We start from the raw sequence: 9,545 nt of genomic DNA on the forward strand, positions 1-9,545 counted from the left end.
TCAGCTTCTTGTCTGCCTGCAGGCCGGCCAGACGGCCTATGGACTCCCTGTGATGCCGTATGTTCCAAGTGGCGCGTACCCCAGGTCGGGAGGCGATGGCCCTTCTGACCGTTCCGCGTAAGGGCTTATGCATTCGCTTACGCGCAATGGGTACCGTTTCAGCAGGGCGCATACACAGGGATTGTCCCGGGCGGACGGTCAAAGGGCTGTCGCCTTCCGGCCCCCAAGAATATGTTAGAAGACTATGGTCGGACTATTCTGCTTCCAACGCATTCCACGCTTCATCAGCCCGTTCGACAAACATCTGGCGGACTGCCGCATTTTCCCCTAAGCCGTGAATATACGGCGTAACCGTAAAGCCTTCTTTTTCCAGAATACTCTTATGCGAATCTGCTTCAGCGCCAGCCATGTCGTTATTGGCATGGTCGCCGGCAACCATCATCATAGGCATGAGTGTCACATGCTTGACGCCTTTGGCCTTGAGCAGGGGAATAACCGTGTCCAGATGAGGCCATCCTTCTACAGAGTATACGAAGACATTGCCCAGCTTAGCCGCATCGAGGCGGTTCTGCAGAACCGAATAGTAGGCATTCGCCGGGTGAGGCGTGCCGTGAGCCATGACCAGAACGGCGTCATCCTGGCCCAGTTTTGGGAACTGCGTTGACAGAGCCTGTACGAACTGGGCAATATCGTCACGCTGTCCTTCCTGACCCATCCAGTACAGCATCGGCGTCCCTAAGGTCACCTTTTTAAAATCCTGTTTATATGCATTAAACAAGGCTCTATCATAATCATATTCAATGCCGGGAATAACGTTCAGATTGGCAATGGCAATGCGCGTATATCCATCGTTCTTCAGCTGTTCCAGCGCCTGTTCCGGCGTTGGGATAGTCAGCCCTTCGTTGGCCTTAATGCGGTCTACAATGATATGAGACGTAAAGGCAACGACTACTTTCTGGTCCGGATGAGCAACCTGAATGGCAGCTACAGTTTTATCAATGGTCTTCGCCCGGCTTTCTTTAAAAGTCGTACCAAAACTCAAAACCAGAATAGCATCCTTATTGGGCGCATCTTTCATAGCCGGATTTTCATAGGTTTTGACGCCAATTTCCGTTGCTTCTTTAAGAGCTGGGGTCACATCTCTTACCTCCTTATTCAGTGTGTATCCTGCTGAGGCCGGAAGGGCCCCCATGACACCAAACGTCATGGCCGTTAGAGACAAAATAATCGCTGTTCTTACCTTGTTGCGTACCATCCATACCACTCCTTTAAAACTACACATATAAACATATAATAAAGACGTACCATATTGGCATCACAGCGGACGTCACGATTGCAGCAGGACAGTGTATGCCCGCCGTTGCCAGCAGCAGGCATACAACAAAAAAGCTGCACGAATCCCGTGCAGCATTACAGCATATGTGTCAATCTCCATCCCCATCGCTCGCAGGTCTGTCGGTGATTTTCAGTCAGGCAGTTCTTCTGGCTTGGACTCCTCGCTTCGCCGCGCCTTCCCATGCGAAAACGCACAGTGACATACATGCGACGTTGCTCCTCCTTACAGCGGCGGGACCGCGCCGGTTTTGCACCGGTCTTCTCTATTAAGTCTGCAACACCTGACCTCAATATGTACTTAATCTCACTATAGCATGGGTACAGGACATCTGTCAATGGACAGCTAATGACAGGCAGTATCAGGTTACCATAGACAACAAAATGGGGGTATGATATGATAACAATGTAACACAAACATCATGTTTTTTACGATTTCATGTATAAGCAAGGAGGAGATTATATCATGTACTCTAAAAAAACAGCAGCCCTCTTAGCTGCCACATTCCTTTGTCTCTCTGGGGGGGGCATTAGTTCGTATGCGGAGGGCGGAAATTCCAGCCAAAACTGGGAAAATGCTACTGTAACAGAAGACATCCACATAACCGGTAACGGTATCAATGCAACAGCCAATAACACAACGTTCAAAGGCCCTGAACTGGCTGTCGACAACCAAGCACAGTTAAATATGACTGGCGGCTCTGTAGAAGTTCCGCAGGATGCATTCACCGTTCAAGGCGGTTCCATTGACGTATCCGGTGCAAACGTAAATTCCGGCATTTGGGTTTCAGCTGTTGAAGGTCAAGGTGCTGGAAAAGCAGTATTTAATAATACTACTATTACCGGTACTAATCTTGTCGCTCAGGGCTATGGCAGTATAAAAAATGAAGAAAACTCGCAGGGCTCTAATGCCCCACAGACGGTAATCGACATTACCGGCGGTTCTGTCAATGTAACAAACATAAAAGCCAGCAATAACGTATATATTGATGGGGAACTCAAGCACACGTATGGAGACCAAGAACGGGGCGCTACGATAAACTTACATAACGTACAACAGGCTACGACGAATACGCTGACTGCAGAAGGCAAAAGTCATCTGGGTATCGGCAATTCAACCTTGACCGTAAACGAAGCAACATCCGTTATGGGCGACAGCTGGATGCATGTGTCTGACAGCCAGCTCAACACGAACGGTGCTGTCACGCTAACCGGCGCAGGCCCTAATGTGCCATACGACGAAACGACAAATACGATCGACTTGGAGAACAGTACATGGACGCACAAAGGAGACAAAGTAACGCTTGATAATAGTGCCGTCATCGAAGCCGCCAACAGTACCGTAAATATTTCGAATACCAACCTGTCCCTGGACTATAATTCCTTTGTAGAGCTCTTGAAAAGTGATATGACCGTAAATGGTGGCACCATCTCCCTGGACAATGGCGCAAATATGAAGCTGTGGGGAAAAGAAAATGAAGCAGATAGCTCCGGCAAGGGAAGTACTGTAACCTTCAACAATGCCAAATTGAATATAGCAAATTCATCTGCTGATGATACGTCTTATATCGCATTGAGGGAAGGCAGTACGATAAACCTGAATAAGACTACTGTAGACGTTAAGGGCCATGATGTTTGGCCTGAAGAAGGCCAGCCTCTTCCTGGTACAGACAATCCACAGGTATTCAGCTATGTAGACCTGAATCACAGTACAATGAATATGTATGACAGTACGTTAAAGCTTGACAATGCATATATGCAAGCATCGGACGAAAGTACAGTGAATGTACAGAACAGTACGATACAGCTTAGCAGTAGTGACATCGAACTGGCTGGCAGTACAATGAATGTAACTGGCAGTACTATATTAATGAACGGTGATTCGCAGATAGGCCTGGATAATGGATATTCTGATGAAAGTAAACAAAGCACACTCAATCTCACTAATGTTGCCCTGACCATGAAGGATGAATCACAAATAACTGTTAACGGCAGTATCCTAACCATCGGCAATGGCACAAAAGTAGACGTATCTTCTGCCTCTATCTCCACCAAACCCGGCACCGCAACCTTTGCTGCTAAAGAAGCTCCTTCCGCTCCCATTTCCGTAACGAATAACGGCAAATTAATTTTCGCCAATGGCTCGGCTACGTATACAACGGCAGATGCCAATAACAATATCCAGACCGTCGCTACAGCAGCAGATGGTGGTAAAATTACGGTAGAAAGTAATGCCGGCCTGTATGTAGATAATGCTAAAATAGATAATACGACCAAATACAACATCAATAGTGCTATTGTAAAAACAGATGCTAACGGCAACGTAACGGGTGAATTAGGTTGGAATGGTCGTGTCTTCGGCAAAAATCAGCTCCAAGAACTGAATAAGACTACAGGTCTTTACGAAAACAAGAATTTTGGTGAAGTCTATACCGGCCTCTTTGCCGCCAATGCTATGCAGGCTGCCTATCTCTCTGCAGATGGCCCAGCTTATGATTTCATTGATGCTGTGCAGACGACCTTCCGGACTGGCGATACCACTGCCGATAACGCCAATATCACCAAGGCCCTGAACTCCTCTGCCGGCCTGACTGGTCTTGCCGGTGTTGGCTATGGTTTGGCCAGCTTCTCCGATACATTGTCCCGCTCGGTCAATACGCATGACGCGGCTGATGGCAACGTCTGGGCTTCATATATTCACGACAAACGCACTGTTGACGGCCTGAAAGTCGGCAACCTCTCTGCGGACTACGACCTCACCTACAACGGTGCTGTCATTGGCGTTGATTTCAGCAATAGCGACACGACCCGCTACGGCCTGGCTCTGGCCTATGCTGACGGCGACGTTTCCACCAACGGCGGCCTCGTATCTACGCAGAATGACGCTGACTACTACGGCGGTTCCCTCTACGGCGTATGGAACGGCTCCAAAGGCCTGACCTACAAAGCCGAACTGGGCTACACCAAGAGCTCCAACGACCTGACCCAGTACAACACGGGCACGAAGATTACGGCCTCCACCGACGCAGATGCCGTTTATGCCGGTGTCCGCGCTGAAAAAGCTATTGAAAGCGCTTCCGGTACCTGGACACCGTATGCAGGCCTGCGCTATACGCGCCTTGCCGTCGACGACTACACGGACAGCCTCGGCTTTGCCCACAACTCGGACAACGCCGGTATCTGGAACCTCCCCGTCGGCGTCGCCTATCGCCATGAATCAAAATCCAGCAGCGGCTGGACCTACACGCCGTCTGTCGAACTGGGCTACCAGTTTGCCTTCGGCAACAAGACCATGGACGAAACAGTCAGCTTCGGCGCCGGCTCCGACCTGTTCGGCGTCGACATTGCGGAAAACTCCTTCCTCGGCCGTCTCTCCTTCACGGCAGCCAACGACGACCTGGCCTTCGGCGTACACTACGGCTACCAGAAAGGCAGCAACACCGACTCCAAAGCCTGGGGCGTCTCTGCCAGCCTGAAGTTCTAAGACAATAGATACATCAAGCAAGATCATCTAACTCAACTTCATACAAATAAACACAAAGAGCCCTGTACAACCTTCACGACCGTACAGGGCTCGTTTTAGTGTGCTGGAAATTACACATGGCAGTAGATAACATTTTATCACGAATGTATGTACAATACACACTATAATCGTGATAAAATGAAGAAAAAGGAGGAATATACCATGGCAAATGAACTGCCTTTCGAGGTGAAACTGGATGAACCGAACCAGACTACGTACCAGGCTATAGACAAAGCCGAAAAAGACGAAGCCATCCATGGCCCTTTTAACAGCGTATCGGATATGATGAGGGAATTACAAACGGATAAACAAAAATAATAAAGCAGGGTATCGTATTCAAAAGAATCGAGTTTCCTGCTTTATTATGTATGCTGTTATACCTGTCACTATGTGCTTATTTTCACAATGGTGCGTATACCAAGTTTCTGTCGATGAAGTTACAATGGGATTATTCCTATGACGACAGCTGCTGCTAGTATGACCAGCGATACCAGCCAAGCCCATAGAAAGGTATGTTTTTGATGTTCACCGAAATCAACGCCTGCCAGCCCTACTAATAAAAACGTAGCAGGGGTTAGCGGAGAAACGGGAAATCCCAGTGTCATTTGTCCGCAAATTGCTGCTCTTCCCAAATCAACGCCTGCTAATCCTACATCGGAAGCCGCTGTTGCCAGTACAGGCAGGACAGCAAAATAGAAACTATCCGGATCAAACAGCAAACTTGCCGGCATAGAAATAACCCCAACAATAACGGCAAAGTGGGACGCCATCGTTTCCGGCATTGCCGAGGCCAGACCGACGGCCATGGCATTCAGCATGCCTGTACCTTTCATGATTCCTGCAAAAATTCCTGCTGCAAACAATACGCTGGCCATCATAAGCGCTGCTTTAGCATGTTTATCAATTAATTTTCCCTGCATCTGTACATCTGGATAATTAACTGCCAGCATAATAACCAGAGCAATAGCAAAACAGCCCACTGGCGGCAAAATAGATGCAACTAACGCACCAATAGTTGCTATAATCAGGATTAAATTGAACCAAAATAATTTAGGCCTTTGCAGATCATTTGTTTTATTAGTCAATGCATCTGACATTAATTCTAGTTTACAGCTCATATCTCCTAACTTTCTTTTTTCCTTCAACCCTAAACCAGCAACTACAGCTATACAACAAATTATCCCTACAATTTGTGGAATCACCATAGGTGAAAATAATTCGGTCACCGGAATTTCCAAAGCTGCTGCTGCCCGAATAGTTGGCCCGCCCCAGGGAACAATATTCATAACGCCAGCTCCCAAAGCTACTGTCGTAGCCAACACACGCTTATCCATGTGCAGTTTTTCAAAAATAGGTAACATCGCCGGTACAGTAATTAAAAACGTAGATGCTCCTGACCCATCTAGATGAGTAATCATCGTAATAAACAATGTACCTATACATATCTTAACCGGATCGGTACCAACGACGCTTAAAATGGCCTGAACAATCCGTTCGAATACGCCTGTATCGCCCATAATAGTAAAAAACAGAACGGCAAAAATAAACATTGCCCCTGTAGGCGCTACTATTTTAATTCCGTCAAGCATATACTTGCTCATGGAGCCTCCGTCGCCAATGACAATACAAGTGATTGCCGGAATAGCGATGAGCGTACACATGGTAGACAATTTTTTTGTCATAATGACGGCCAGCAGAACAATAATAGTAGCAAAACCAGCAATGGCCAGCATAGAAAAACCTCCTTTCTACTCACTACTACCCGAAGGGCGGTTACACCATATGGGTTGCTTCTTCAGCACTCATTCCCAGCAGCTCCGTCAGTATGGATTCCGTATCTTTTCCCAGCGTCGGAGCTTTGGCATACGTATACCGGCCAGCCTCAGTCATCTTAATAGGATTACCTGTAATATGCATTTTTCCTTCTACAGGATGATCGATTTCACAAATCATTTCCCGCGCTTTGGCAATATGTTCATCTGTAACGACATCGGCAACATCATGAATAGGTGCGCAGGGAACACTGGCTGCCCGTAGCAGTTCTATCACGTCTTTTGCCGTATGCTGTTTCGTCCAGCTTGTTACCATCTCATGCAGTTCATCCTTATGAGAAGCCCGGTCTTTATTTAATGCAAAGCGCGCATTTTCAAGCCAGTCCAGATGGCCCGTCGCCTTGCAAAACCGCTCCCAAATAGCATCGTTTCCTACGCCAATGACAACCCACTTATCCATGGTTTCGAATGAATCATAGGGATAAATAAATTCATATCGATTACCTGCCCGTTTAGGAATACGGTGTTCTACGAGATAAATTTCCGTAATGGTTTCCATTGCACTGACGGAGCAGTCTACCAGCCCTACGTCTACATACTCGCCATGATGCTGGCTATGCCGGCCCTGAAGAGCTGCTAAAATACCAATGCAGCAATTCAGTCCGCCCAATACGTCTCCAATAGCCGTACCGGTCCGAGTCGGCGGGGAATCTGGCCATCCGGTAACACTCATCATACCGCTCATAGCCTGAGCAATAACATCATATCCCGGAAGAAGCCGATACGGGCCAGTCTGTCCAAACCCGGAGATAGAAGCAAAGATAATCTGTGGATTTAATTTTTTTACTTCTTCATAGGAAAAGCCCATCTTGGCAATCGTTCCTGGCTTGAAGTTTTCCACAAATACGTCGGAAATTTTAATCAATTGCCGTAAAACTTCTTTCCCTTTTTCATCACGCAAGTTCAGAACCATGCTTTTCTTATTTCTGTTTAAATTGGCATAATATGCGGAAATCCCGTTATCAAAAGGAGGATACGCACGACTGTCGTCGCCATGGACGGGAGTTTCTATTTTTATGACTTCCGCCCCCATATCGGCTAGGAGCATAGTGCAATACGGCCCAGAAAGGACACGTGTTAAATCCAGAACGCGAATGCCCTGTAATGGTTTAGTCACACGCCATCCCTCCTTATTCGTCATCTACGTCAATATACATCCGCAGCAGGGCTGCTTCCATGCATTTTCCCAGCGTATCCAGGCGCAGCGAACGGGTAGCGCCGCCGTCGAGGGCATGATGCATGACAAAGTTAAATCCGTCTAGCTGCGGCAGATCGTACCGTACAACGTCGCCGAATACAAGTCCTTCAAAGTGGCGGCGAACGGCGTCTGCCGTAACCTGCTTGGCCATGGCATCATAATACTTGGGATTCCGGGCATACAGGCAGATATTGGATGTATCGCTTTTATCGCCGCACCGTCCGTGGGCAATATCTTTCAACTGAACTCTCATCGTTTCAGACCTCCTCTACATAAGACGTAATCGTAATAGCTTCGCGGGGAATCAGTGTCGGCCACAGGGCAAATACTTCACTGGGCCGGGTTCGGCCGCCAAAGAAGCATCCCTGCGCCGGTCCGTTCAGATTGCTGACAGCAGCAATTTCCGGAGTCAGCTTCAGTCCTTCTTCCTTCGTTTCCGTCATAATTGCGTAGCGCAGCACAACTTCATTCAAATCAGCATTCAGTTCCGGAGCCAGCGGACCATGCAGTGCGTTGACGCCCAGGTAGCTGACATGTGTCCGGATAGCCTGCAGCCCTTTCATGGCCATTCGCTTATCCAAAATAGACGCTGCCATCCTGGCTTTATCCAGTGCCCGCGGCCAGCTGTACGGCAAATAGGCAATATTGCGGTATCCTTCCAGATAGCCGACACAGAGTTTCAGCGTGTCCGGTGCAGGTTTGCCAGTAACACCGCGAACAGCAACATGATCCCGTTCAATTTCTTCTACTGTAATTTTGCTGAAGTCAGCAACAACGTCAGGCGTAATATACTGAGATGGATCATGAATTTCGTACATAACCTGTTCTTTGACAGACTGCGGTGTAACGAGACCGCCTGTATTTCTGGTTTTGGTGATAATGAGACTTCCTTTTTCGCTTACTTCTACGATGGGATAGCCGAGAAGTTCCGGACGGGGTACATGTTCCCAATCATAGTCGTAATTGCCGCCAGTAGCCTGTGCACCGCATTCGCACAGATGACCGGCCAGAATACCTGTTGCTTTGGCATCCCAGTCATTCAGGTCCCAGCCGAATTCATACATGAGCGGCGCTTCAAACATGGCCGTATCTGTAGAACGGCCGAGAATGATAATATCGGCACCGTCTTTCAGGCACTGCAAAATCGGTTCTACTCCATAGTATACATTGGCATTGACCATTTGCGGCAGAATACGGTCAATATCTTCTCCCGTATCCATATGCTGCATGGTCACGCCTTTCTGACGCAGCTGCGGAATCCTCTCCCGTACGTCATCACCGAGAACGTAGCCAATTTTGAGATCATATCCGCCATCTCGGACTACTTCCTTTACTTTTTCCACGCAGGCTCTGACGTTCATTCCGCCGGCATTTGTAATAACCTTGGTGCCCTTTTCAGCCAGATACGGAAGCATCCCTTTCAGCGAGGTAATAAAATCGCGGGCATAGCCGGCATCAGGACGTTTTTCCTGCTGCCGCCGCATAATGGATAAGGTTAATTCTGCCAGATAATCACAGCAAATATAGTCTACCTTATCCTGCTTGGCCATGATAATCGGTGCGTCGATCAGGTCTCCCCAGAAACCCTGGCCGCCGCCAATTCGAACTGTCTTCATACACAACCCTTCTTTCTTCGTGTTTACACTGAACAGTATTTCTG

7 protein-coding genes and 1 riboswitch are annotated in these 9,545 nt (G+C 48.0%); of the genes, 2 read left to right on the forward strand and 5 right to left on the reverse strand.

What is annotated here, in order from left to right:
• Positions 1 to 253: 253 nt before the first annotated feature.
• Positions 254 to 1,255: a sirohydrochlorin cobaltochelatase gene (locus tag Q3886_RS05935; RefSeq protein WP_301860276.1), complete on the reverse strand. Its 1,002-nt coding sequence runs from the start codon at positions 1,253 to 1,255 to the stop codon at positions 254 to 256.
• Positions 1,256 to 1,454: 199 nt separating this feature from the next.
• Positions 1,455 to 1,635: riboswitch (cobalamin riboswitch) on the reverse strand.
• A gap of 163 nt (positions 1,636 to 1,798) precedes the next feature.
• Here Q3886_RS05935 and Q3886_RS05940 point away from each other — a divergent pair.
• Together Q3886_RS05940 and Q3886_RS05945 are read left to right on the forward strand one after the other, a co-directional pair.
• Positions 1,799 to 4,816, forward strand: a complete 3,018-nt coding sequence (locus tag Q3886_RS05940; protein ID WP_301860278.1) for an autotransporter domain-containing protein — start codon at positions 1,799 to 1,801, stop codon at positions 4,814 to 4,816.
• Between the two features lie 201 nt (positions 4,817 to 5,017).
• Positions 5,018 to 5,173, forward strand: coding sequence for a hypothetical protein (locus Q3886_RS05945; RefSeq protein ID WP_301860279.1), 156 nt, complete (start codon positions 5,018 to 5,020; stop codon positions 5,171 to 5,173).
• Between the two features lie 119 nt (positions 5,174 to 5,292).
• Here the strand turns inward: Q3886_RS05945 and Q3886_RS05950 are convergent, their stop codons facing one another.
• From Q3886_RS05950 to Q3886_RS05965, 4 genes are read right to left on the reverse strand one after another with little or no spacing between them, the layout of a single operon-like run.
• The gene (locus Q3886_RS05950; RefSeq protein ID WP_301860281.1) at positions 5,293 to 6,588 is read right to left on the reverse strand and encodes a CitMHS family transporter; all 1,296 of its coding nucleotides are present in this window, start codon (positions 6,586 to 6,588) and stop codon (positions 5,293 to 5,295) included.
• Between the two features lie 40 nt (positions 6,589 to 6,628).
• Positions 6,629 to 7,804: a CaiB/BaiF CoA-transferase family protein gene (locus tag Q3886_RS05955; protein ID WP_301860283.1), complete on the reverse strand. Its 1,176-nt coding sequence runs from the start codon at positions 7,802 to 7,804 to the stop codon at positions 6,629 to 6,631.
• Between the two features lie 13 nt (positions 7,805 to 7,817).
• On the reverse strand, positions 7,818 to 8,138 hold the full coding sequence (locus Q3886_RS05960) for a hypothetical protein (RefSeq protein ID WP_301860285.1): 321 nt from the start codon (positions 8,136 to 8,138) through the stop codon (positions 7,818 to 7,820).
• 4 nt (positions 8,139 to 8,142) lie between these two features.
• Positions 8,143 to 9,501: an acyclic terpene utilization AtuA family protein gene (locus tag Q3886_RS05965; protein ID WP_301860286.1), complete on the reverse strand. Its 1,359-nt coding sequence runs from the start codon at positions 9,499 to 9,501 to the stop codon at positions 8,143 to 8,145.
• Positions 9,502 to 9,545 lie beyond the last annotated feature (44 nt).

Origin of the sequence: uncultured Megasphaera sp. (assembly GCF_958350005.1) — a bacterium.
Taxonomy (GTDB): Bacteria; Bacillota; Negativicutes; order Veillonellales; family Megasphaeraceae; genus Megasphaera.